Source organism: Vibrio cyclitrophicus, assembly GCF_024347435.1.
Taxonomy (GTDB): domain Bacteria; phylum Pseudomonadota; class Gammaproteobacteria; order Enterobacterales; family Vibrionaceae; genus Vibrio; species Vibrio cyclitrophicus.
Genome location: NZ_AP025480.1, coordinates 719,950 through 742,788, shown reverse-complemented (window position 1 = coordinate 742,788; position 22,839 = coordinate 719,950). Strand labels below are relative to the sequence as shown.

Annotated in this window: 24 protein-coding genes; 3 read left to right on the top strand and 21 right to left on the bottom strand. The window is 44.8% G+C overall.

Going from position 1 to position 22,839, the window contains the following annotated elements:
• Positions 1-75: 75 nt before the first annotated feature.
• The 7 genes from rlmM to pomA all read right to left on the bottom strand — a co-directional run bounded on the left by rlmM (position 76) and on the right by pomA (position 7,229).
• A complete protein-coding gene (gene rlmM, locus OCW38_RS03485) occupies positions 76-1,167 on the bottom strand; it encodes a 23S rRNA (cytidine(2498)-2'-O)-methyltransferase RlmM (protein WP_010436393.1) in 1,092 nt (363 codons plus the stop codon).
• Positions 1,164-1,562, bottom strand: a complete 399-nt coding sequence (locus OCW38_RS03480) for a DUF423 domain-containing protein (RefSeq protein ID WP_010436391.1) — start codon at positions 1,560-1,562, stop codon at positions 1,164-1,166. Before OCW38_RS03480 ends, rlmM begins: the two co-directional genes overlap by 4 nt.
• Positions 1,552-2,175 carry an alpha/beta fold hydrolase gene (locus OCW38_RS03475; RefSeq protein ID WP_010436389.1) on the bottom strand — a complete coding sequence of 208 codons (624 nt, stop codon included), beginning with the start codon at positions 2,173-2,175 and terminating at the stop codon, positions 1,552-1,554. Before OCW38_RS03475 ends, OCW38_RS03480 begins: the two co-directional genes overlap by 11 nt.
• Positions 2,168-3,076, bottom strand: a complete 909-nt coding sequence (locus tag OCW38_RS03470; RefSeq protein ID WP_010436387.1) for a transcriptional regulator GcvA — start codon at positions 3,074-3,076, stop codon at positions 2,168-2,170. Before OCW38_RS03470 ends, OCW38_RS03475 begins: the two co-directional genes overlap by 8 nt.
• Positions 3,077-3,737: 661 nt before the next feature.
• The gene (gene thiI, locus OCW38_RS03465) at positions 3,738-5,186 is read right to left on the bottom strand and encodes a tRNA uracil 4-sulfurtransferase ThiI (RefSeq protein WP_016767601.1); all 1,449 of its coding nucleotides are present in this window, start codon (positions 5,184-5,186) and stop codon (positions 3,738-3,740) included.
• Positions 5,187-5,504: 318 nt separating this feature from the next.
• Positions 5,505-6,452, bottom strand: a complete 948-nt coding sequence (locus OCW38_RS03460; RefSeq protein ID WP_016767602.1) for a flagellar motor protein MotB — start codon at positions 6,450-6,452, stop codon at positions 5,505-5,507.
• A gap of 12 nt (positions 6,453-6,464) precedes the next feature.
• Complete coding sequence (gene pomA / locus OCW38_RS03455; protein WP_004734406.1) at positions 6,465-7,229, bottom strand: flagellar motor protein PomA; 765 nt, start codon at positions 7,227-7,229, stop codon at positions 6,465-6,467.
• 298 nt (positions 7,230-7,527) lie between these two features.
• On the opposite strand from pomA, the gene xseB reads away from it, so the two are divergent.
• The 3 genes from xseB to dxs are packed head-to-tail and all read left to right on the top strand — an operon-like array spanning position 7,528 to position 10,580.
• Positions 7,528-7,770, top strand: a complete 243-nt coding sequence (xseB, locus tag OCW38_RS03450; protein WP_010436379.1) for an exodeoxyribonuclease VII small subunit — start codon at positions 7,528-7,530, stop codon at positions 7,768-7,770.
• Between the two features lie 20 nt (positions 7,771-7,790).
• Entirely contained in the window at positions 7,791-8,675 is an 885-nt protein-coding gene (gene ispA / locus OCW38_RS03445; protein WP_010436376.1) for a (2E,6E)-farnesyl diphosphate synthase, read from the top strand.
• Between the two features lie 21 nt (positions 8,676-8,696).
• Complete coding sequence (gene dxs / locus OCW38_RS03440) at positions 8,697-10,580, top strand: 1-deoxy-D-xylulose-5-phosphate synthase (protein WP_065100270.1); 1,884 nt, start codon at positions 8,697-8,699, stop codon at positions 10,578-10,580.
• Positions 10,581-10,733: 153 nt separating this feature from the next.
• On the opposite strand, the gene OCW38_RS03435 is transcribed toward dxs, so the two are convergent.
• The 14 genes from OCW38_RS03435 to gpt form a co-directional block, all read right to left on the bottom strand.
• The gene (locus tag OCW38_RS03435; RefSeq protein WP_016767605.1) at positions 10,734-11,093 is read right to left on the bottom strand and encodes a putative quinol monooxygenase; all 360 of its coding nucleotides are present in this window, start codon (positions 11,091-11,093) and stop codon (positions 10,734-10,736) included.
• A gap of 50 nt (positions 11,094-11,143) precedes the next feature.
• A complete protein-coding gene (pgpA, locus tag OCW38_RS03430; protein ID WP_261895103.1) occupies positions 11,144-11,650 on the bottom strand; it encodes a phosphatidylglycerophosphatase A in 507 nt (168 codons plus the stop codon).
• The gene (gene thiL, locus OCW38_RS03425; RefSeq protein WP_010436366.1) at positions 11,650-12,624 is read right to left on the bottom strand and encodes a thiamine-phosphate kinase; all 975 of its coding nucleotides are present in this window, start codon (positions 12,622-12,624) and stop codon (positions 11,650-11,652) included. Before thiL ends, pgpA begins: the two co-directional genes overlap by 1 nt.
• A gap of 291 nt (positions 12,625-12,915) precedes the next feature.
• Positions 12,916-13,383 (bottom strand): transcription antitermination factor NusB, encoded by a 468-nt coding sequence (gene nusB / locus OCW38_RS03420; RefSeq protein ID WP_004734399.1) that lies wholly within the window; start codon positions 13,381-13,383, stop codon positions 12,916-12,918.
• Positions 13,383-13,853: a 6,7-dimethyl-8-ribityllumazine synthase gene (gene ribH, locus OCW38_RS03415; protein ID WP_004734398.1), complete on the bottom strand. Its 471-nt coding sequence runs from the start codon at positions 13,851-13,853 to the stop codon at positions 13,383-13,385. The genes nusB and ribH overlap by 1 nt, the downstream gene beginning before the upstream one ends.
• Before the next feature lie 294 nt (positions 13,854-14,147).
• Positions 14,148-15,257, bottom strand: coding sequence for a bifunctional 3,4-dihydroxy-2-butanone-4-phosphate synthase/GTP cyclohydrolase II (gene ribBA / locus OCW38_RS03410; protein ID WP_016790437.1), 1,110 nt, complete (start codon positions 15,255-15,257; stop codon positions 14,148-14,150).
• A gap of 108 nt (positions 15,258-15,365) precedes the next feature.
• On the bottom strand, positions 15,366-16,022 hold the full coding sequence (locus OCW38_RS03405) for a riboflavin synthase (RefSeq protein ID WP_010436361.1): 657 nt from the start codon (positions 16,020-16,022) through the stop codon (positions 15,366-15,368).
• A gap of 69 nt (positions 16,023-16,091) precedes the next feature.
• Positions 16,092-17,171, bottom strand: a complete 1,080-nt coding sequence (gene ribD / locus OCW38_RS03400; RefSeq protein WP_016787767.1) for a bifunctional diaminohydroxyphosphoribosylaminopyrimidine deaminase/5-amino-6-(5-phosphoribosylamino)uracil reductase RibD — start codon at positions 17,169-17,171, stop codon at positions 16,092-16,094.
• A gap of 40 nt (positions 17,172-17,211) precedes the next feature.
• Entirely contained in the window at positions 17,212-17,661 is a 450-nt protein-coding gene (gene nrdR / locus OCW38_RS03395) for a transcriptional regulator NrdR (protein WP_004734394.1), read from the bottom strand.
• Positions 17,662-17,817: 156 nt separating this feature from the next.
• Positions 17,818-19,068 (bottom strand): glutamate-5-semialdehyde dehydrogenase, encoded by a 1,251-nt coding sequence (locus tag OCW38_RS03390; RefSeq protein ID WP_065100271.1) that lies wholly within the window; start codon positions 19,066-19,068, stop codon positions 17,818-17,820.
• 92 nt (positions 19,069-19,160) lie between these two features.
• On the bottom strand, positions 19,161-20,345 hold the full coding sequence (gene proB, locus OCW38_RS03385; RefSeq protein ID WP_171343695.1) for a glutamate 5-kinase: 1,185 nt from the start codon (positions 20,343-20,345) through the stop codon (positions 19,161-19,163).
• A 76-nt stretch (positions 20,346-20,421) separates the two neighbouring features.
• Entirely contained in the window at positions 20,422-20,811 is a 390-nt protein-coding gene (gene crl / locus OCW38_RS03380) for a sigma factor-binding protein Crl (protein ID WP_010436351.1), read from the bottom strand.
• A 144-nt stretch (positions 20,812-20,955) separates the two neighbouring features.
• Positions 20,956-22,209, bottom strand: coding sequence for an esterase FrsA (gene frsA / locus OCW38_RS03375; RefSeq protein WP_261895097.1), 1,254 nt, complete (start codon positions 22,207-22,209; stop codon positions 20,956-20,958).
• Between the two features lie 89 nt (positions 22,210-22,298).
• Positions 22,299-22,763: a xanthine phosphoribosyltransferase gene (gene gpt / locus OCW38_RS03370; RefSeq protein WP_010436346.1), complete on the bottom strand. Its 465-nt coding sequence runs from the start codon at positions 22,761-22,763 to the stop codon at positions 22,299-22,301.
• Between the last annotated feature and the right edge of the window lie 76 nt (positions 22,764-22,839).

The window sequence follows — 22,839 nt, the reverse complement described above, 5'->3', positions numbered from 1 at the left end:
ATAATGCGATGAGCAGATACAAAAAATGCCCCTTAAAGGAGCATTTTCTTTATCACTGACATACTAATGAAAATATTAGTACGGTGAGATATTCGAAAGTGACTGAATGTGAACCGTGATCTCTTCGCGATCATGGTAAAGGTGCTTCGCCTGCATCTTGAATTTAACTTTGTTATCAATCAGAAACTGTTTTAGGTTCTCGATATCTTGCAGTACTTCATCGTAACGGCCTTTCATTGGCAGTTTAAGGTTGAACAGTGCTTCTTTCGCCCAGCCTTTGATAATCCACTCACCCATCAAGTGAGCAACACGAGCTGGCTTCTCAACCATATCACAGATAATCCAAGTCACGTTCTTACGGTCAGGTTCGAATTTAAAGCCATCTACCATGTGGTGCTTAATTTGACCCGTTTCCATAAGGCTATCTGCCATCATACCGTTATCAACACAGTGAACAAACATAGAACGCTTAACCAATTGGTAAGTCCAACCACCTGGACACGCACCTAGATCTACGCCCCACATGCCCGGAGCCAGACGCTCGTCCCACTCATCACGAGGGATGAATACGTGGAATGCTTCTTCTAGCTTCAATGTAGAACGGCTTGGTGCATCTGATGGGAATTTCAAACGAGGAATGCCCATGAAGAACTGTGAGTTGTTGGTTGGGTAAGAGTAACCAATAAAACAGTGACCCGGAGCGATAAAACATAAGTGCAGCACAGGCTTTTTAACATTGTCTTTCGCTGTCATCAGGCCTTTACCACGCATAGCTTGACGCATTGGCACAGTAAACTTACGGCAGAATTTCAAAAGCTCTTTCGCTTCATTGGTGTCTGGCGTTTCAATTCGGATATCGCCACAACGTGGGAAACCTTCTTTCTCAGAAAGCGCCTCAAGAATTGGAGAGATACGGTCATCGGTTGGCAGGTCTTTGATTTCAACCGCTACCGCGATCATTTGACGAGCAAAGATCAGAGATTGGAAGTCGACCTCTTTGATCAACTTATCTGCTTCACCTGCTTGATAGCATTCGAACAATACAAAGCCTGTATTGTTCTTTAGGCGAGGAAAACCAAACACTTCCAGTTGTGTTGCCTTGTCTTGAATTTCGCCAGCACATTCTTTTTCAAAACCAGAGCGACAATAAAGTAGTACGTGTTTCACTGAGTTACCTCTTTTATATTCAAAGCAGCGAAGGAGAAGACTCCCCAACCAATGATAAATAGTAGACCACCGAACGGTGTTATAGGGCCAAACCATTTTATTCCTGTCAGTGCTAACCCATAAAGGCTGCCACTAAAACAAAGGATGCCGATGATAAAGCAAATTGCCGCAATGAAAAAATATTTTTGTGATTTAGCGCCAAGTTTCATCTGTAACAGAGCGCCACACGCCAATATCGCCAGAGTATGGATAAACTGGTACTGAACGCCAGTCTCAAACACGCCTAGCTGATACTCAGATAAAATAGCTTTCAGGCCGTGAGCGGCGAAGGCACCTAGCATTACGGCTATTGCACCAGAGATACCGGTAAAGGTGAGTAAATACTTACTTCTCATTAAGCACCTCTTTGATAAACGCCGATAGTTTCTCAACGGTTAAAGCTATGTTTTGCTGTTCGGTGTAGCCAGAACTCTTACGAGGCTTAAAACTGTGGTCGCCATCGGGAATAAATTCAACACGAATAGAACCAGACAGTTCAAAATCAGCAAACTCTTCACGCTTACCGAAGGTGTCACGTTCACCTTGTAAAATTAAACAAGGTTTCTCTAACTCAGCAAGATGCTCACCTTTGTACTTCTCAGGCTTACCTGGAGGGTGGAAAGGAAAGCCTAAACACGCCATTGCTGCCACCTTATCAACTTCAGACAAATGGCTCGCCATGCGTCCTCCCATCGATTTTCCGCCAATAACAAGCTTATCAGCATCAACCTGCTCAATAATCTCTTGGTAAGCTTCAAGCAGCTTAGGCGCTCTGTCAGGTGGACGACGCTTGCCATCTTCAGCACGTTTAATCATGTAAGGGAAATTAAAACGGATAACTCGTATCCCTTTAAAGGCCAACCCTTTTGCCACCGACTGCATGAATTCATGCTCCATACCTGCGCCTGCGCCATGTGCAAAGATAAAGGTGATTGGATTGTCTTCACCATCAATGATGACGTTATTCATCGAGTAAATCCTCTTGTTCGCTCTGCGCTTTCGCTAGCATCCAGTCACGGAAGGTCGCAATGCGTCCCATGTCGGCTTGTTTCTCGTGACAAACCACATAGAAAGCGTTCTTACTCACCAACACTTCGTCAAAAGGCGCAATCAAACGACCCGCCTCTATTTCAGGCTGGGCTAATACATTATTACCCAATGCAATGCCTTGGCCGTGAGCCGCAGCCTGCAACACCATGGTTGAGTGACTAAAGATAGGACCGTGATTGACGTTCACGCCATCGATGCCATTTTGCTTAGCAAACTGCTTCCAATCCTTTCGAGAAGTATCATGCAGTAACGTATGACATGCCAAATCACTGAGCGTTTCTAACGGCTTGCTCCCAAGCAACACCGAAGGTGAGCATAAAGGAATTAAATATTCTTGATAAAGCTTATCGGCCCTAAGTCCCGACCAATTACCTCGACCATAATAAATAGCTACGTCTACGTCATCGGTCAGCGAGCCTTCGTCCATATCAACGGCTTTGATTCGCACATCAATATCAGGCTCTTGTTGATTAAAGTCAGCAAGTCTTGGCACTAACCATTGAATCGCAAAGCTTGGAGGTAAGCTGATGGTCAATGCGCCCTTCTCACTTCGCTCAAGCACTTTATCCGTCGCTTCAGCCAGTGATGTGAAAATATCTTTGATATCCAAGAAGTAGCTTTGCCCTTCTTCAGTAAGCAACAAAGAACGATTTCTTCGACGAAAAAGCTTCAAAGACAAGAATTCTTCAAGCGCTTTGATCTGATGACTGACGGCAGCTTGAGTAACAAACAACTCTTCTGCAGCACGCGTAAAACTCAAGTGTCGAGCCGCGGCTTCAAACACTCTTAACGAGTTTAATGGGGGTAATCGACGAGACATAGTTACTCTCTAAATAAGCATTAGTTTTTTTTATCTGAAACATTATAATTTGTCCATTGCCTAGCGGCCAGAGAAATTCTATATTTCATCCCGCAGCAGCTAGCCTGAACGGCTTGATTCTCTCTAGAATCAATTGGTTTAGCTCCTGCGATGTTGTGTTTGCAAACTCGTTCTTTTCGAGTTGGGTAGAGTTCTACCAAATGTTTTGTTGCAGTTCTATACTGGAACGAGGCATGTACTTCCTGTATTTATTTTGACCTGTCTGTCAAATTTGTTTGCACCGCCTTATGGGCGGTGTTTTTTTATGTGCAAAGAAAAGTAGCAACAAGTTTATCAATAGCTGTGCTAATTAATCTTTATTATTTTTCATCATTAATCACAGAATTAAACAAGCACTCAAATAATCAACTGAACACATACAAATCGAATCATTGAATCGCACTAAAAACTAACAGAATCCTTCAAGATACTCATATTTTCAGCGTCACAAAAACCCGCTTCAAGCCCAACAATTTAACATATGAAATCAGAGCATATAGATCGCGCACCAAACTCTCGACTATGCCTCAGTACTGTAGAGCATTCTCAATAGAAATAAAAAAGCCACTTACTTTTCAGTAAGCGGCTTTGCAAAGTATTCAGCAATTCGGTTAGCACACCACTATGGGCGGTAAACCTTAACGTTATGGAAACCTTGCTCTTGTAGGTAAAGTGCCTGTAGACGGCTCATGACACCACGGTCACAGTACAGCAAATATTCTTTCGCTTGGTCTAGGTCGCCAAACTGAGTTGAAAGCTTGAAGAACGGGATGTGCTTAATTTCAACACCATCGATCTCTAGTGGGCTTTCGTCTTCCTCGTCTGGGCTGCGGATATCTAGAACGACAGCGTGCTCAGCAACGGCTTGAACTTGTTCAACTTCAGGAGCTTGCTCTTGACTCTCTTTCTCGATGTCACGGATATCCATAATACGAGCGTTCTCGATCACTTGATCCAGGACTTCAAAGTTAAACTTAGCTTCTTCCGCTTCTAGTTTACCTTTCTTCGCTTTCACTGTTGGCTTCTTAGAAATAACACCACAGTACTCTGGCATTACTTTCGCGAAGTCTTCAGTACCAATCTTACGAGACAGGTCGATAATGTCTTCTTTGTCCCAGTTGATAAGTGGACGAAGAATCAACGTATCGGTCACGTTGTCGATGTGGCGAAGGTTAGTTAGCGTTTGGCTAGAAACCTGGCCAAGCGCCTCACCGGTTACTAGCGCTTCAATACCCAAGCGTTCTGCAACCATACCACCAGCGCGCATGAACATACGCTTAAGAACCACGCCCATTTGGCCGTCTTCAACGTTCTCAAGAATCTCTGCGACTACAGGTTCAAAATCGATAGAGATGAACTTCACCTTGGCCGATGAGCCGTATTTGTCCCATAGATAGTGAGAAACTTGCTTAACGCCAATTTCGTGTGCTGGACCACCTAGGTTAAAGAAGCAGTAATGCACTTTCGAACCACGTTTGATGTGCAAGTAGCTTGAAACGCCAGAATCGAAACCGCCAGAGATCAAGCTCAGTAGGTCTTCTTGAGTACCTAGAGGGAAACCGCCTAGGCCTTTATGACGTTCAATCACTTGGTTTAGCTTGCCGTTCTCGACTTCAACCTTAACGGTAATATCTGGGTTTTTCAGTTTTACTTTTGCTGAGTCTACCGCTTGGTTTAGACCACCACCTACGTAACGCTCTAGCTCGATAGAGGTAAAATCATGTTTACCGCGACGCTTAGCTCGCACAGAGAAAGTCTTACCTTCAATAAGACCACGGCTGCGCTCAAGAACTTGCTCGTAAATATCGTGCAGGTCTTTAAATTCTGATTGCTGAACTTCAAGGGAGTGATGAATACCCGGAGTTTGCGTCAATACTTCGAGTGTTTCTTTAAAGTATTTGTCGCTCTCAGACGTCACTTCGATGTAGTCACGACGGTTGAAAACAGCCACAGACTCAGTACGACGCTGAAGAATAGTGCGAATATTACGTTCTAGAATCTTTGTGAAGCGCTTACGCACCGATTCACTTTTTACAAAAATTTCCGGGTGGGGCTTAACAATAAATTTCATAGTACTTTCACGCCAATAAGGTTCACAATTTTAATAGGTTCATCACCACGTAAAAGGTCATTTCACATAGTTATTGAAGCAATAGTAGATCAATATTAAATCTAAGGGCGCGGATTATACATGAGAAAAGGAAACAAGGAAAAGAGTGCGTGCTTTAGCGCCAGTAATAAATACGCACCTTATTAAAAATAGCATCTCTGTTCACCATCGTAGTGTCATAGGTACACAAATTTGAACTCAGTTAATCATGACGAATTAAAATAAAAAGCCCAACCTCATCATAAGGTTGGGCTTTCTAAATCATATGAGCACGCGATATTATTGAGTAACCACTGGAACTTCTTCGCTGTATAGTGGCTCGCCCTGCATGATGCTGATCTCTACGCGGCGGTTTAGGCTGCGTTGCCATTCCGTATCATTCGGCTCTACAGGCTCAGTATCAGCCATACCACGAACTCTCAAGCGTTGATGAGAGAACCCACGAACCTTCTCCATCTCTTGAGCAACAGATACGGCTCGCTGAGATGACAGATCCCAATTCGAGCGATACAGCTCAGAATCAAGCCTTTGGTTATCAGTGTGCCCTGAGATTCGAACAATACCCGGAACATCTTTCACCAGTTCAGCCACCTGTCTCACCAAAGGTCGGAACTTCGGCTGTAGGAAAGCAGAACCCGATGGGAATGCACCCTTCTCACGAATTCGAATCACAATCTGTTGGCCAAGGTTTTCCACCTCAATCGCGCCTTGGTCGATTTCTCGCTCCAACGCCTTCTTGATGCTTTCCATCAACGTTTCCATCTCTTGCGATTGAGCTTCAGCTTGTTGTTGCTGTTGGTCTGACTCAGAGTTTTGATTGTCATGAGTCGAAACCTCTGGCGACTTGCCTCCGGTCATCTTGCCTTGGTCACGCATGGTGCCGCCAGCACGCTCAGATTCACCTTCATGAAACTCCAGCGTCTGCTGAGTAATATCGATGGTTTGCTGCATGATCACATCAATCGGTGTTGGCTCTGGACGACCAGGGCGAAACTCTTGTGCAATGATGCTGGTCCCTTTCGGGATGTCTTTCACTTCTAAACGGTTTTGTACACCAAACGCAAACTTCATCGAGCCCGCGATCTGTTTGAACTTCAGTACGTCCATCTCAGAGAATGAGAGCAGCAGTACGAAGAAACACATCAGCAGTGACATCAAGTCAGCAAATGTCCCCATCCATTGAGGTAACCCCGGAGGAGGACATTTACATGGATTTTCTTCATCCATCTTCAATTCCTCTTACGCGGGTTCACCATCAATCGTGCGCTTACCTTCGTTTAGGTAGCTCTTCAGGTAACCATCGATAACACGTGGGTTCTGGCCATCTTGAATCGCTAAAACACCATCCATCACCAGACGACGGTTTAGTGTTTCTTGGTCACGACGCAGCGCAAGCTTGTCGGCAATAGGGAAGAACACCATGTTCGAAAGGATTGCACCATAAAGCGTAGTTAAGAGTGCAACCGCCATCGCAGGACCGATCGCTTTAGGATCATCCATGTTCGAAAGCATGGCTACCAGACCAACTAAGGTACCAATCATACCCATCGCAGGGGCAACATCACCGAATGCAGAGAACACTTTCGCGCCCTGCTCGTGACGTTCTGTCGTTAATGCGATGTCTTTTTGCAGTGCTGCACGCACCACATCACCATCATGGCCATCCACCAATAAGTCGATACCCTTTTGCATGAAACTGTTGCTGATTTCCATCTCTTCAAGTGCCAAGAAGCCACCTTTACGTGCAGCATCTGCCATCTCTACAACTTTAGCGATAAGATCTTCAGGCTCATCGGCTTTAAACATAAATGCTTTGCCGGCAATTTTAGTCGCACCAAAGAACTGTCCCATGGTGAACTTCATCAGAACAACAAACGTTGAACCACCCACCACGATCAAAATGGATGTCGTGTCATAGAACATCCCGAGGCTTCCACCTAGGATCATTGCCATGATTACAAAGGCAAATCCACCAATCAAACCTATTAGGGTTGCTAAATCCACTGAGCACTCCTCATGCTTTTTTGTAGCTCTACGTCGACGATAATCTTTTTATCGGCCAGACTATAAGATCTTTTAGTAAATTCTTGGCTTAAGTATCACACTTTTCGTTTTTGAGTCACTACTATTCGCAGACTTTACCCCTATACGTAGCGCATAAACTCGATAAAGCTAAGGTTATTCAATCAAAGTGAGTTCAAGCCCCTTAAAAACGAACTTTCTAGCAAAATTCCTTTGTTACATTTGACCATATCAGCGGCCTAGGGTAACGTTCGTTCATCTTTCCAAACGCAGATTTATTATGGCTACTAAGAAACCTGAAAATATGAGCTTTGAAGCGGCAATCGAAGAGCTTGATGGCTTGGTTGATCAACTAGAAAATGGTGATCTAGCTTTAGATGATGCGCTGAAAAAATTCGAACGAGGTATCTCCCTCGCTCGAGCCGGTCAAAGTAAACTAAACGATGCAGAACAACGCGTTAGCATCTTACTGCAAAACGATCAAAATGCAGAACTTAGCGACTTTAACCCACAACCTGAATAACAAATTGTATGAGATCCCCTATGATCGAGACGTTATTGTCTTATCAAGCACGTAATAACGAGCAACTGAACCTTTGGCTTGATCGCCTGCCACACCAAAATCAAAATCTTATCAACGCAATGCGTTATGGATTGCTTTTAGGCGGCAAACGTGCGCGTCCATTTCTTGTCTACATTACAGGGGAAATGCTCGGGTGCACGGCTGAAGAGCTCGATACTCCAGCTTCTGCAATCGAATGTATTCATGCCTACTCTCTGATTCACGACGACCTTCCGGCGATGGATGACGATGAACTGCGCCGTGGTCATCAGACTTGTCACATCAAATTTGATGAAGCGACCGCTATTTTAACTGGCGATGCACTACAAACTCTCGCGTTTACTATACTTGCGGAAGGCACGTTAAGTGCTGATGGGGAAAGCAATCGCGTTCGAATGATTCAACGCTTAGCTGAAGCCTCTGGTGCTCAAGGTATGTGTATTGGTCAGGCGCTTGATATTGAAGCCGAAAACCGCGCTGTTACGCTAGAAGAATTAGAAGAAGTTCACCGAAATAAAACGGGCGCTTTAATGAAGAGTGCCATTCGATTAGGTGCACTCGCTGCTGGTGAAAAAGCGTTAGAAGTAATGCCTCAATTAGATAGGTACGCCGATGCCATCGGGTTAGCCTTCCAAGTTCAAGATGATATTTTGGATATCACCAGCGACACGGAAACTTTGGGTAAGCCACAGGGTTCTGACCAAGAATTGAACAAAAGCACCTACCCTTCTTTGTTAGGTTTAGAGGGCGCTCAAGAAAAAGCGCAAACTCTGCTACAGGAAGCGCTTCAAGCTTTGGCTGCAATCCCATACAATACCCAGTCACTCGAAGAGTTCGCCCGATACGTCATCGAGCGCAAGAACTAAGACAATAAGCGCGCATTACCTATGACTCTTGATATATCAAAGTACCCAACTCTTGCTTTGGCTGATAAGCCAGAGGATTTGCGTCTACTTCCGAAAGAGACGCTAACACAGCTTTGTGATGAATTACGCACCTATCTTCTTAACTCAGTGAGCCAGTCAAGTGGCCACTTAGCGTCAGGCTTAGGTACAGTAGAGCTAACAGTGGCTCTGCACTATGTGTATAACACTCCTTTTGACCAATTGGTTTGGGATGTTGGCCACCAAGCATACCCGCACAAAATTCTTACTGGTCGTCGCGACCGCTTGTCGACTATTCGTCAAAAAGATGGATTGCACCCATTCCCATGGCGACAAGAGAGCGAATACGACACCCTTTCTGTTGGTCACTCTTCAACATCGATCAGTGCCGCACTTGGTATGGCGATCAGTGCTAAGAAGGAAGGTAAGGATCGTAAAGTTGTCAGTGTCATTGGTGATGGCGCGATTACCGCAGGTATGGCTTTCGAAGCCATGAACCATGCGGGTGATATTCACAATGACATGTTGGTTATCCTTAATGATAACGAGATGTCGATCTCTGAAAATGTAGGAGCTCTAAACAACCACCTAGCTCAAGTTCTTTCTGGCAGTCTTTACACGTCAATTCGTGAGGGTGGCAAGAAAGTGCTATCAGGCGTTCCGCCGATAAAAGAGTTGGTCCGTCGTACAGAAGAACATCTAAAAGGTATGGTTGTCCCTGGCACTATGTTTGAAGAGTTAGGTTTCAACTACATTGGTCCAATCGATGGTCACGATGTGAATGAGTTGATTAAAACGCTCAAGAACATGCGAGATCTTAAAGGTCCTCAGTTCTTACATATCATGACGAAGAAAGGCAAAGGCTACGAGCCAGCTGAGAAAGATCCAATTGGTTATCACGGCGTACCTAAATTCGACCCTGCACATTCAAGTCTGCCGAAGAGCACCAGCTCTAAACCAACTTTCTCTAAGATTTTTGGCGATTTCTTGTGTGATATGGCTGCTCAAGACCCTAAGCTAATGGCGATCACACCAGCAATGCGTGAAGGTTCTGGTATGGTTCGTTTCTCTAAAGAATACCCAGAGCAGTACTTTGATGTAGCGATTGCTGAGCAGCATGCTGTGACGCTAGCAACCGGTATGGCGATTGCAGGTGATAAGCCGATTGTCGCTATCTACTCGACTTTCCTACAACGTGGCTACGATCAACTGATCCACGATGTGGCTATCATGGATCTACCGGTTATGTTTGCTATTGACCGTGCGGGTCTTGTCGGTGCCGATGGTCAAACACACCAAGGTGCGTTCGATCTAAGCTTTATGCGCTGCATTCCAAACATGGTGATCATGGCACCAAGCGACGAAAACGAATGTCGCCAAATGCTTTACACTGGTCATCAGCACACAGGGCCAAGTGCCGTTCGTTACCCTCGCGGTAATGGTATGGGTACTGAGATTCAAAGTGAGTTTACCTCTCTTGAGATTGGTAAAGGTCGTATCGTTCGCGAAAGCGAAAAAGCAAAAGATGGCTCGAAAGTCGCAATCCTAAGCTTCGGTACTTTCCTGGAGAGTGCGCTTCAAACGGCTGACGCTATCGATGCGACGGTTACAGACATGCGCTTTGTGAAGCCACTCGATAAAACACTAATCAAACAACTTGCTGCTGACCACGATGTACTTGTGACAATCGAAGAAAACGCGATTGCAGGTGGTGCAGGCGCGGGTGTGATTGAATTCTTGATGCAAGAGAAGCTACTGATGCCAGTATTAAACCTTGGCTTACCAGACAAGTTTATTGCTCAAGGCACTCAAGGTGAACTGCACGAAGAGCTTGGCTTAGATGCCAAAGGTATAGAGAAGTCTATCTCTGACTACCTTGCTAAATAGCTTTCATCAGCAAGCAGCATAAGTAACAAAGCAAAAAAGGTTGGCCCTAAGGCCAACCTTTTTAGTATCTGCTAACTCATTAACTATTCACTGTTTAGTTGTTAGTTATTAGCTATTGGCTATTGGCTATTGGCTATTGGCTATTAAACCAGCTTAGCAACATGGCTTAAGCACCGGTGCGTCATAGTTCTCTGGTTCATCAGAGTAGATAGCAACGTTGAAGTTCTCAACCAAGCCGGTTTCTTCAACACACTGCTCTTGGAAGAACTGTTGAATTTCACGACGTTGACAGTGTGCTTCGAATGCTTCGTTATCAGCCCAGATCTCATTGAATGCAATAGGGAAACTTTCACCTTCTGCAAATGGGCTGTTGATGTGACGAGTCACTGTATATTGAATACAACCGTCTTCACGCATTGTGTTTGGCTCTAGTGATTTCAGAACTTCAAACAATTCGTTCAATTTTCCTTTTTTAGGCTGAAATTGAGCAACACAGTAAACCTTCTTAGACATTGTTATTCCTTGTTTTTATCTATTATTGTTAGTGCTTTTAATATTAATTCTTAAACGAGCCAGCCAGCAAAATGAGCCACAGCATACAAGGCAACAGCCGCCATAATGCCCGCAACAATATCATCAATCATGATACCTAAGCCGCCATGTACTCGCTGATCTAACCAACCAATTGGCCAAGGTTTCACCATATCGAAAAAACGAAACAAGACAAAACCAGTGAACAGCCATTTCCAATCATCTGTAGGGATATTCAATAAAGGCACTAAGCCCATGGTGATCCAAAAGCCTGCGAATTCATCCCACACGATAGAGCCGTGATCGTGCACTCCCATATCATCAGATGTCACTTGGCAAATTTTGATACCAATAATGCAGCTTACAACCACTACCGCAACATAAGCAGGAAAAGGGAGCTGAACCAATAATAGGTACAACGGAATCGACGCAAGCGTACCCATAGTTCCAGGAATAATCGGCGATAAGCCACTACCAAAACCGGTTGCCAATAAATGCCAAGGGTTTTTAAGAGAAATAAAAGAAAGTGGGTTTGTCATCAATTAGCCTTAAAGTGATCGTAACCAGTTAAGTTCCAACTTAGTGGTTCACCATTATTGTGTAGTTCAAAATATTCTACAGGTCTTATCTGGCCAATGCAGGTGACTTTTGTTCCTGTGTGCGACAAAGCACTTTCCAATGAACCTTTATTTTCTTCAGGCACAGTAAAGCAAAGTTCGTACTCTTCACCACTGGTCAGCGCATACTGCTGAGCTGAAGTAATATCACAAGCGAACTGACGTAACTCTGGAGAGAGGGGCAGCGTGCTTACATCAATACTCGCACCAACCTGAGAACGTTTGAGGATATGTTTTAAATCAGCAATAACACCATCAGAGATATCGATAGCCGATGAAGCAAGGTTAACTAGAGCTTGACCCGCCAATATTCGCGGAGTGCTCAGGTAGTGCCTCTCTTCAAGCTCTAGCGCATAAGGCTTCACTTTGTTCTTTTCGGGGTTCAGTAACACGTCTAACCCAGCTTTGCTGTCCCCTAGATTACCCGTCACGTAAATCCAGTCGCCCACTTTAGCGTTATCTCTGCGCAACGCTCGACCTTCTGGCACAAAGCCTTGTACAGTCAACGTCAAACTTAGCGGCCCTTTGGTTGTATCACCGCCGATTAGCTGAATACCAAAGTAGTCTGCAAGTTTGAAAAAGGAATCACAAAATGGGGCAAGCCATTCTTCATCGACTTCTGGCATAGTTAAAGCAAATGAAACCCAAGCAGGCGTCGCACCCATAGCGGCAAGGTCGCTAATGTTCGAAGCTAACGCTTTATGCGCCACCCATGCAGGATTCGCTTCGGCTAAAAAGTGCGTACCTGCAACTAAAGTGTCGGTGCTGATTGCGATCTCTACATTGCTTGGCGCTTTGACCAAAGCACAGTCATCGCCCGCTGCCAGATGTACGTCTTTACGTTGTGGTTGTCGATTTACAAAATATTTTTCAATCAGGTTAAACTCGCCAGACATCACATGCCCTATCTTTGGTCTTAATACAAATCACCGTAATTATACCAATCACCGTAAGTAAGTGTTCAAAATTAGCGTAGGGAAAAGGCTTGAGAACAAGGCAGCTCTTTTCGACAAGAAGTTTCGATAAGTAGTTATTCTACAATTAAAAATTGTAACGCAGTTATCGAGCGTTTTAGCAAGCTAGGGTGACCAGTTATTTACTACGATTGGTATTATTGATATTACAGAAGTTTAGTTACAAAAAAGGCCAGCATGAGAGCTGACCTTTATATTCAATATACGCACGTGTTATTTCTTACGAACGTGCGGCGCTGCTTTATCAAGCACACCGTTAACAAACTTATGGCTGTCTTCTGCTGCGAATACTTTCGCAAGCTCGATAGCTTCGTTGATAACCACTTTGTATGGTACATCTTCGCGACGAGTCATCTCGTACATAGCTAAACGTAGAAGCGCTAGTTCCATCAAATCCAGATCTTGCATAGGACGAGATACGAATGGACGCAGCTTGCTATCAAGTTCCATGTGGCTAAGAGCAACACCAGTTAGTAGGTCGCGGAAGTATGCAACGTCTGTTTCTGGCATAGCTAGAGCAGGTTCTGCGGCATGATGCTCTTCTTCATCATACTTACCACCAGATAAGAACTGTTCTTCAACGGTAGCAATATTTTCTTTAGTAATTTGCCAAGAATAAATTGCTTGTAGAGCAAATTGACGTGCGTTACGACGTGCGGCTGGTTTCACACTGGCCCCCATTAGGAATCGATTTCAGAAAGAACGTTGATCATCTCAAGTGCGCTAAGTGCTGCTTCTGCACCCTTATTACCAGCCTTGGTTCCTGCGCGTTCAATAGCTTGATCGATCGTATCAACAGTAAGAACACCAAACGCTACTGGAAGAGAAAATTCCAGAGACACTTGTGCCAAACCTTTATTACATTCACTACAAACATAGTCAAAGTGAGGTGTACCGCCACGGATTACTGTACCAAGAGATACAATCGCATCGAACTTACCCGTTTTTGCAACGCGCTGCGCTACAAGTGGAAGTTCTACTGCACCTGGGCAGCGAACAACAGTAATGTTGTCTTCGCTTACTTGTCCATGACGCTTTAAAGTATCGATTGCACCAGAAAGTAAACTTTCGTTAATAAAACTGTTGAAACGAGCAATAACGATAGCAATTTTTGCATTTGGCGCTGGGAAGCCACCCTCGATCACTTTCATAAGCCTTCCTTTAACTATTTTCATCAAGTGAGAATCGCCGGATTCTAGCACAAAACTGTGAGCAATATCTAATGCTAATTTAGCAGAGCAGACACCGGAGATGTAAAGATGATAGTGCAGCGTCGCTCCCAACCATATGGGAACAGCAAGAAGAAAAGCTCACTCGCAGATCACAGAGTAAATCAAGCTTCTCTACTTTGCTCTTTTGGCATGTTCAACAGCCAAAAGAGCAACTGAAATCATCGGTAAATTATGCCGCTAAAACGGAGAAACATGTGTTCACCGGCACATGATTTATTCGCAAACGTACTCAACAACGTTAAGACCAAAACCACCCAATGCGTGGTAACGCTTAGTGCTTGAAGAAAGCAGACGCATATCGTGAACGCCTAGGTCTTGAAGGATCTGAGAACCCACACCAACACGACGAGAAGTACCTTGCTTCTTGGCCATGGTTGGTTGTTCGTTCTTATCTTGCGCTTCAAATGTCTTCACTTTGTGAATCAAAGAGTCAGACGACTCTTCGTTGCCCAGAATAACTAACACACCGCCTTCGTCGCCAATGCGCTTCATTGCTTTATCTAGCGACCAGCTACGTTCCGTTCCACGGTCTGAATGAAGTAGATCGGTAAACGTGTCATGCAGGTGAACTCGTACTAGTGGAGCGCCTACAGACAAGTCGCCCTTTTGCATTGCGTAGTGGATCTGGTTATCAATAGTGTCACGGTAAGTCACAAGTTCAAAGTCACCAAACTCTGTTGGCAAATGGCATTGTGCTACACGTTCAATCGTCGTTTCCGTGTTGTTACGGTATTCAATCAAGTCAGCAATCGTACCCAACTTGATACCATGCTTTTCAGCAAACACTTCAAGGTCAGGACGACGTGCCATGGTGCCATCGTCATTTAGGATCTCAACAATAACCGAAGCTGGCTCACAACCCGCTAGGCGAGCTAGATCACAACCCGCTTCAGTATGGCCAGCGCGAGTTAATACACCACCTTCTTGAGCAGTCAGTGGGAAGATATGCCCGGGTTGAACAAGGTCAGCGGCTTTCGCATCTTTTGCCACAGCCGCTTGAACGGTAACGGCGCGATCTGATGCAGAAATCCCCGTAGTTACACCCTCAGCAGCTTCAATCGAAACCGTAAAGTTGGTTGTGTATTGAGCATTATTATCTTGAACCATAGGCGCTAGACCCATACGGTTTGAACGCTCTTTGGTCAACGTTAGACAAATTAAGCCACGGCCGTACATCGCCATGAAGTTAATCGCTTCAGGCGTCACATGTTCTGCTGCCATGATTAGATCGCCTTCATTTTCGCGATCTTCATCATCCATCAGGATAACCATTTTTCCTAGGCGAATGTCTTCAATAATTTCTTGAGGAGTACTAATTGGCATTGTTCTATATCCTTTGAAATGGTTCTGCTTCCTAGAACCGACACTATTTAAACCTGATGATATTGCTCTGCTCTACAAAGCGGGGGTTAGCGCGCTTTGTACAAACTTTTAGGCAAAACCATTCTGCTGTAAGAATTCCATCGTCAATCGAGATTCAGGCTCAGACTCTTGCTGTTGGCCTTGCAGTAGGCGCTCCATGTAGCGCGCTAATACATCAACTTCTAGATTGACTTTACGGCCGACATTGAATTGATCGATGGTCGTTTCTGAAGAGGTGTGAGGAACGATAGTCAGCTTAAAGGCATTTTTGCGTAAATCGTTCACCGTTAGGCTAATACCATCAACAGTAACTGAACCTTTTTGAGCTACGTACTTTGAGATCTCTGCAGGCATTTCTACCCAGAACTCAATCGCACGACCGACTTGGTTACGCTCAACAATCTCACCCACGCCATCAACGTGACCCGATACAATATGGCCACCGAAACGCGTGGTCGGTAGCATAGCTTTCTCTAGGTTGACCTTGTCGCCAGCTTGGTAATCCACAAAACCCGTTTTTTTCAGGGTCTCAAGCGAAAGGTCTGCACTGTAGCTGTGGTCGTTATACTCAACAACCGTCAAACAAACACCATTGGTCGCGATACTGTCGCCTAACTTAACGTCAGCCATATCAAGCTTACCAACATTAACCGTTACGGTGATGTCTTCTCCGCGGGGAGTGATTGCACTCAATGTACCTACGGCTTCTACAATTCCTGTAAACATTTTAAAACTCTTTTTGTTGTCAACGACATGTATTTGGTTAGTAGAACTATTTCCACTATGGTTTCGTTACTATCGGTTTCGAAATACGGGTTTCGCTACGATGCGAATATCCACACCAACCTGTCGAACATCTTTAATTTCTAGGTCAATCACATCAGACATTGAAGTGAGCCCTAATGCGCCCATCAAACCTCGTCCGTCACTGCCCATAAGTTTAGGCGCTAAATAGAGGATTAGCTCATCCACTAACTGTGCTTCAATCAAGCTTTTTGCCAATGTCGCGCCCGCTTCGACCCAAATATGATCAATATGGTTCGCTGGCAATTGACGCATCAAATCGTGTAAATCAAGCTGACCAGCATCCGTTGTTCCGACCTCAATATCAGCAGAGGTTTCAGCAACTCTCAATACCGAAGTTGGAGTCTGGAATAACTTGAGCTCAGGATGCAGTTGATTTTGGCGATCAAGGATCACGCGAATCGGCTGACGCAGCTCGTCTTCAACGTAATTTATTTTGGTACTGCTTGGCAATTCTGCCCAACGAACATTCAGCGACGCGTTGTCTTCAATCACCGTTTGGCTGGTTGATAACACCGCGCCTGATTTGGCTCGGTAGTTCTGAACGTCACGACGCGCTTCTGACGACGTGATCCACTGGCTTTGACCATTTTCCAATGCCGTTTGGCCATCTAGGCTAGCCGCCATTTTTAACTGTACGAATGGCATGCCCGTTTGCATACGCTTGATAAATGCAGGATTTAAATCGAGAGCATCTTGCTCTAACAAGCCTATCTCAACCTCAATACCCGCATCACGTAGCATCTTGATGCCACGCCCTGCGACTTTAGGGTTTGGGTCCTGCATGGCGCAAATCACTTTTGAAACTTGAGCCTTAATCAAACCTTCCGCACAAGGCGGCGTTCGACCATAATGCGAACAAGGTTCTAGCGTAACGTAAGCCGTTGCACCTTTTGCCTTATCACCCGCCATTCGCATAGCGTGCACTTCAGCATGAGGTTCGCCCGCTTTGGCATGAAAACCTTCACCAACGATCTGACCATCGGCTTGTACGATGACACAGCCTACATTTGGGTTTGGCGCAGTGGTGTAAATGCCGCGTTTCGCTAATTGAATAGCGCGCGACATCATTTGAAAATCTAGGGGAGTAAAATTAGACATGACTGAGGGGTTAGTCCTCTAATTTAGCGATTTCTTCGCCAAACTCTCGGATGTCTTCAAAGCTGCGGTAAACAGAGGCAAAACGGATGTACGCCACTTTATCCAATTCTTTCAATTGGCCCATCACAAGATTACCAATCATCTCGCTTGGTACTTCACGCTCACCAGTTGCACGGAGTTGTGACTTAATAGTACTGATCGCAAGTTCGATCGCATCAGCACTCACTGGGCGTTTTTCTAGGGCACGCTGAACACCACCTACCATTTTATCTTCATTAAATGGTTCGCGGTTTCCATTCGACTTAATGACTTTAGGCATCACAAGCTCTGCCGATTCGAAAGTAGTAAAACGTTCACTACATGCAAGGCATTGACGGCGACGACGAACCTGATGGCCATCGGCTACCAGTCTTGAATCGATTACTTTAGTGTCGTTCTCTGAACAAAAAGGACAATGCATATCACCTCCAAATAATTGAATATCAGTGTAACGGAATTGCCAAACGTTAGGAAAGAAAAAGGGCCAATTAAGGCCCTTTTGTGTGGTGATTCATTGATTATTGCTACTCGATCGCCATTTCAAAAATGAGCTGATGAGTAAAATTAACGACCAGCGTTAACCGCGAACTAAATAGTTCGCTTTGCCTACCCATTTGTAGCTTGTCAGCTCTTCTAAACCCATTGGGCCACGAGCATGCAATTTCTGAGTAGACACTGCTACTTCAGCACCCAGACCAAACTGTGCGCCATCAGTAAAACGTGTTGATGCATTCACATAAACCGCCGCAGAACCGACTGAGTTAATAAAGCGCTCTGAGCTTTCTAGACTATTCGTCATGATCGCGTCTGAGTGGCTCGCATTGTGGACGCGCATGTGGTCAATCGCTTCTGCCACATCCGCGACGACTTTCACGCCTAACGTATAGCTTAACCATTCAGTGTCAAAGTCGCCTTCAACCGCATCACGTTGGTCTTCAAAACCCGCTAGCAGCGATTTTGCACTAGTGTCAGCAACCAAAGTAACCTTGCCGGCTAAACGCTGTGTTAGCTGCGCTAAGAAAGCTTCAGCAACCGCTTCGTGCACTAATAATGTATCTAGCGAGTTACAGGCAGATGGGCGTTGAACTTTAGAGTTTTCAACAACATCAACGGATTTCTCAAGGTCAGCGCTTTCATCAACAAAAATATGGCTGATACCGAAACCACCGATGATCACTGGAATCGTGCTGTTCTCTTTACACATCTTGTGCAAGCCAGCGCCGCCGCGAGGAATGATCATATCCACGTAATCATCCAACTTAAGCAGTTGAGAAACGAGCTCACGATCAGGTTTTTCGATGTACTGAACTGAAGCGGCTGGAAGCTCCGCTTTCTCTAATGCAGACTGGATAACTTTAACCAGCTCCATGTTTGAGAAGAATGTCTCTTTACCACCACGTAAGATACTTGCGTTACCTGTTTTTAGACACAGTGCCGCAATATCGATAGTTACGTTTGGACGCGCTTCGTAAATAACACCAATCACGCCAAGTGGTACACGACGACGAGACAGTGACATACCGTTTTCCAGTACCTTACTGTCCATTTCGCTGCCAACTGGATCATTCAGGCTAATTACGTTACGTACATCGTTAGCGATACCTGTTAGACGCTCTTCATTCAGCAATAGACGATCAAGCAATGCGTCAGTTAAACCCGCTTCACGACCAAGTTCGATGTCTTTTGCGTTCGCTTCTAAAATCGTTGCTGCGTTTGCTTCTAACTCATCAGCGATGATCGCCAATGCCTTGTTCTTTTGCGCCGTTGAAGCGGTCGCTAGGTGGAAAGCAGCGTCTTTTGCTGCGATACCCATGTTAGTTAAATCCACGTTTAACTCTCCCTAAGTTCTGTCTGTCTTTGGATGTAAAAAGGCGCTTTACGATTATGTATATTCGCAGTGCATCGCCTTATCATCACGAGCTACTCTTGAATCACTACCATGTCATCACGGTGAATAACTTCTGATCCGTAGTCATAACCCAGTATCTCACCAATATCTTTACTGTGTTTACCTGCGATTTTCGCTAAGTCTTGGCTCGAGTAGCTAGCGATACCACGCGCCACTACCTTGCCTTTGATGTCTGTAACTTGGGTAACTTCACCACGAGAAAACTCGCCTTGAACTCGAATGACCCCTTTCGCCAACAGACTGCTACCTTTAGTGTTCACAGCATTAACGGCGCCATCATCAACCACAATATCACCGGCAGATGCAGGGCCAGCTAAAATCCAGCGTTTGCGGTTTTCAAGCGCTTCTTCTAGAGGCAAAAAACGAGTACCTTGTGGATTGTCACTCAACGAGTCAAACACCACATTTTCAGCACTACCCGCCGCAATAATCACTTCAATACCGGCACGACGAGCAATATCAGCCGCCTGCAGTTTAGTCGCCATACCGCCGGTACCTAACGTAGTACCACTTCCGCCTGCGATCTTGCGTAATGTGTCATCAATGGTTTTCACTTCTTTGATGAGCTCTGCATTCGGATCTTTGCGAGGGTCTGCCGTAAATAGGCCTTTTTGATCGGTTAATAGCAGAAGCTTATCGGCTCCACATAAAATACCAACCAGTGCCGACAAGTTATCGTTGTCGCCCACTTTAATTTCGTTGGTTGCTACTGCATCGTTTTCATTAACCACCGGAATAATATCGTGTTCAACGAGTGCGTTGATCGTGTCGCGAGCATTAAGAAAACGCTCGCGATCATCGAGATCGGCACGAGTCAGTAGCATCTGGCCAATTTTAAGGCCATAGATAGCAAACAAAGACTCCCAAACTTGAATCAACTGGCTTTGCCCAACTGCCGCAAGCAACTGTTTGCTCGCCATCGAGTTGGGAAGTGCGGGGTAACTAAGGTGCTCACGCCCAGCAGCAATTGCGCCAGACGAAACCATAACCACAGAGTGGCCTTGTTTTTTTAATTCAGCACATTGACGAACCAGCTCAACCATGTGAGCACGATCTAATGCCAATGTTCCACCAGTTAAGACACTGGTACCCAGTTTAACAACGACAGTTTTACTCTGTGTTGTTGTCCCGCTTTGATGATTTGTTGTCATGAAGTCTTTTATAGATAAAACAAATAAGAGGTGATGTTTTAGCAATCAACAGGGGAATTCACAAGCAGAAAAGGTGCGAAATCGCACCTTTTTACTTTATAGAGAAGAGTAACCTTTAAAATCAGACGAATTCGACAGACTCTTCGTCGAATTGAACGCTGATTTCAAACTTATTTTGAAGTTCGTCAACCAGCTTTTGGTGGAAAGCTTCTTGAGTGCGAGACACTTCAGCTACCGCCTTCTTCGGCAATGGTAAGCAATCCCAATTGCCATCGATGTTGTACTTGCCGATGTTGTATTTCGCCGAATATCCCTCTTCCGACTTATCCAACTCTAACCACCAACCCCAAAACTCACGTTCTTCTGGTGATTTTTTATCGTTCACACACACAGATAAACAATCAAAAATATAATGACCTTCTTCTGATTGTGGTTCTCTTAAGTAAGGCCCAATCGCCTTTAAAACATTCAACAAACGATAATGCGTAGGTTGTTGTGTCACTTCTGACATATTGAATCTCCATTTTCAATGTTAAGAATGACGTTACTCAGACTGCAATACGTAGAAAGTACGCAATTGGATTTTATAAATTACCTCTGAGTATCAGGTACTTAGTTTGTACACTTTTCATGCTTAACTAATTTAGGAGAAATGTCATCTAAATAATTCATCCTCAAGCCATTTTATCGCCAATTCGAGGGATTGCTCATAACCCTGTGTAATTGATTTAGCTTTGATTTTCTTCGCTTTGCCGTAATCACTGTAAATAGCAACCAGTTGATTATCCATTGGTGGTGAAACAGGGTCTCCTTCTAAGGCTAGTGCCAAGATAGGAACGCTGGTTTTACTGTTCGACAGCAAGCCTTGTACCTTGAGTGACCAAGCCATCAGTTGCCCAGAAAGACTATTGATATCTACCGCACCTTTACCCAGACGCGAAGCTAACACATCTAAATGCATTTTAGGCATCTGTTTCAATTTGTCTGCATGAACAAAGATATCGTGAATTGGCGCGCCTAAAGAGATACACGCTTTGAGCTTATGTTGCTCTAGGAAAGATAATCTCACCATCGCATTGCCACCAAAACGGAAGCCAAACAAGCCGACCTTGTGGTGATCGACCCATGGGATGCTAGGCAGTTCATTGAGCACAGCTTGGTGAAGGCAAGACGAGTCTTCAGTTAAAGGCCAATGCGCACTGTGCCCTATCGACGGCATATCGACCGTCAACATAGCAATGTTTTTAGGGGCTAGGTAATCTCTAAACAAGCGCCACATATCGGTTTGCAAACTGTCTAGTCCAGCGCTCACAATCACAACAGGCTGAGGTTTATCTGTTTTGGTGAGATGCAAGTTCGCCTTAATTTTCTTATTCTGATACGGCACTTCAAGTTGCTTAACGATCAGCTTGGTATGCTTGATGGCTTCAGAATAAGCCGCGTTCGCCAGCACTTGAGCCTGAGCTGCCAAATTGTCGTTCTTGAGATGTGGGTAACCCGCTATGCTAAAACATAACGATGCTGAAAACAGCTCTTCAGCCATCTCTTCACCGTTCTTTTCATTAGAGCGATTTTGATGCTGCATACCAAGCTTAGTCCACTCGTATGCCCAGTTACCGCTGCGATAACCCATGACGGTATCTAACCACTCGTCCGTCGTGCGAGAATTATCTGACGACGCAATTCGAGCTAACACCGCTTCTTGCTCTATTGGGTTAACGCCTTGCCATACCCACTGAAGACGCCTTAAATTTCGATACCATGATGAATTTTGCTGTTTACGCTTCTCATCCAATAGCTCTTCTGAGCTTGGCATGTAGCGCGTCAGCATTGAGGTTTCTTTAGCCTGCTTATGCTTTACAAACAAGGTTTCCGAAAGGTTCGAGCTCGTTTCTTCTGATTCAGACATAGGGACACTTAATAAGAAATGGTTGTCACTAATAATATAAAAAAAAATGACCCTATAAAGGGTCATTTCTCAAAAAACTAAGTTTACGCTTATTTTGACTTGCGATTTACTGGCTCAACGAAGCTTAAGCTAGTATCCCAAGGCTGCTCAATCCAAGTGTCTTGAGCGATATCAACGATGTACTCATCTAGTAAATGTGCGCCAGATGGTTTTGCACAAACTGCGATTAGTTTCGCTTTCGGGTACATTTCGCGAAGTTTACGTGCAGTGTCACCACTATCAACAAGGTCTTCAACGATAAGGAAGCCTTCGCCGTCACCCTCAGGTGCTTTAACTACCGTCATATCACGTTGGTGATCGTGGTCGTAGCTAGAAATACAAATCGTATCTACGTGACGAATACCTAGCTCACGGGCCAAGATTGCACCAGGAACTAAGCCACCACGGCTTACTGCCCAGATGCCTTTCCACTGTTCTGCTGGCATTTGCTTTTCTGCTAGTTGGCGGCAGTAAGTCTGCATGTTGTCCCAAGTGATAACGAATTTGTTGCTCATAGTATAAAACCTAATAATTTTGTCATGTTATTAGAGGCTATGCGAAACATAGCCTCTTCAACGATTAAGCAGAAAT

Bases quoted from the DNA above. Each gene is read 5' to 3' on its own strand.
- ispA (WP_010436376.1), top strand. From the start codon at position 7,791: ATGATCGAGACGTTATTGTCTTATCAAGCACGTAATAACGAGCAACTG.
- pgpA (WP_261895103.1), bottom strand. From the start codon at position 11,650: ATGACAAACCCACTTTCTTTTATTTCTCTTAAAAACCCTTGGCATTTA.
- OCW38_RS03435 (WP_016767605.1), bottom strand. From the start codon at position 11,093: ATGTCTAAGAAGGTTTACTGTGTTGCTCAATTTCAGCCTAAAAAAGGA.
- xseB (WP_010436379.1), top strand. From the start codon at position 7,528: ATGGCTACTAAGAAACCTGAAAATATGAGCTTTGAAGCGGCAATCGAA.
- thiI (WP_016767601.1), bottom strand. From the start codon at position 5,186: ATGAAATTTATTGTTAAGCCCCACCCGGAAATTTTTGTAAAAAGTGAA.
- OCW38_RS03470 (WP_010436387.1), bottom strand. From the start codon at position 3,076: ATGTCTCGTCGATTACCCCCATTAAACTCGTTAAGAGTGTTTGAAGCC.
- crl (WP_010436351.1), bottom strand. From the start codon at position 20,811: ATGTCAGAAGTGACACAACAACCTACGCATTATCGTTTGTTGAATGTT.
- thiL (WP_010436366.1), bottom strand. From the start codon at position 12,624: ATGTCTGGCGAGTTTAACCTGATTGAAAAATATTTTGTAAATCGACAA.
- OCW38_RS03460 (WP_016767602.1), bottom strand. From the start codon at position 6,452: ATGGATGAAGAAAATCCATGTAAATGTCCTCCTCCGGGGTTACCTCAA.
- OCW38_RS03475 (WP_010436389.1), bottom strand. From the start codon at position 2,175: ATGAATAACGTCATCATTGATGGTGAAGACAATCCAATCACCTTTATC.
- dxs (WP_065100270.1), top strand. From the start codon at position 8,697: ATGACTCTTGATATATCAAAGTACCCAACTCTTGCTTTGGCTGATAAG.
- nusB (WP_004734399.1), bottom strand. From the start codon at position 13,383: ATGGGGGCCAGTGTGAAACCAGCCGCACGTCGTAACGCACGTCAATTT.
- ribD (WP_016787767.1), bottom strand. From the start codon at position 17,171: ATGATGTCGCGCGCTATTCAATTAGCGAAACGCGGCATTTACACCACT.
- nrdR (WP_004734394.1), bottom strand. From the start codon at position 17,661: ATGCATTGTCCTTTTTGTTCAGAGAACGACACTAAAGTAATCGATTCA.
- frsA (WP_261895097.1), bottom strand. From the start codon at position 22,209: ATGTCTGAATCAGAAGAAACGAGCTCGAACCTTTCGGAAACCTTGTTT.
- gpt (WP_010436346.1), bottom strand. From the start codon at position 22,763: ATGAGCAACAAATTCGTTATCACTTGGGACAACATGCAGACTTACTGC.
- OCW38_RS03480 (WP_010436391.1), bottom strand. From the start codon at position 1,562: ATGAGAAGTAAGTATTTACTCACCTTTACCGGTATCTCTGGTGCAATA.
- ribBA (WP_016790437.1), bottom strand. From the start codon at position 15,257: ATGCCAATTAGTACTCCTCAAGAAATTATTGAAGACATTCGCCTAGGA.
- OCW38_RS03405 (WP_010436361.1), bottom strand. From the start codon at position 16,022: ATGTTTACAGGAATTGTAGAAGCCGTAGGTACATTGAGTGCAATCACT.
- ribH (WP_004734398.1), bottom strand. From the start codon at position 13,853: ATGAAAGTGATCGAGGGTGGCTTCCCAGCGCCAAATGCAAAAATTGCT.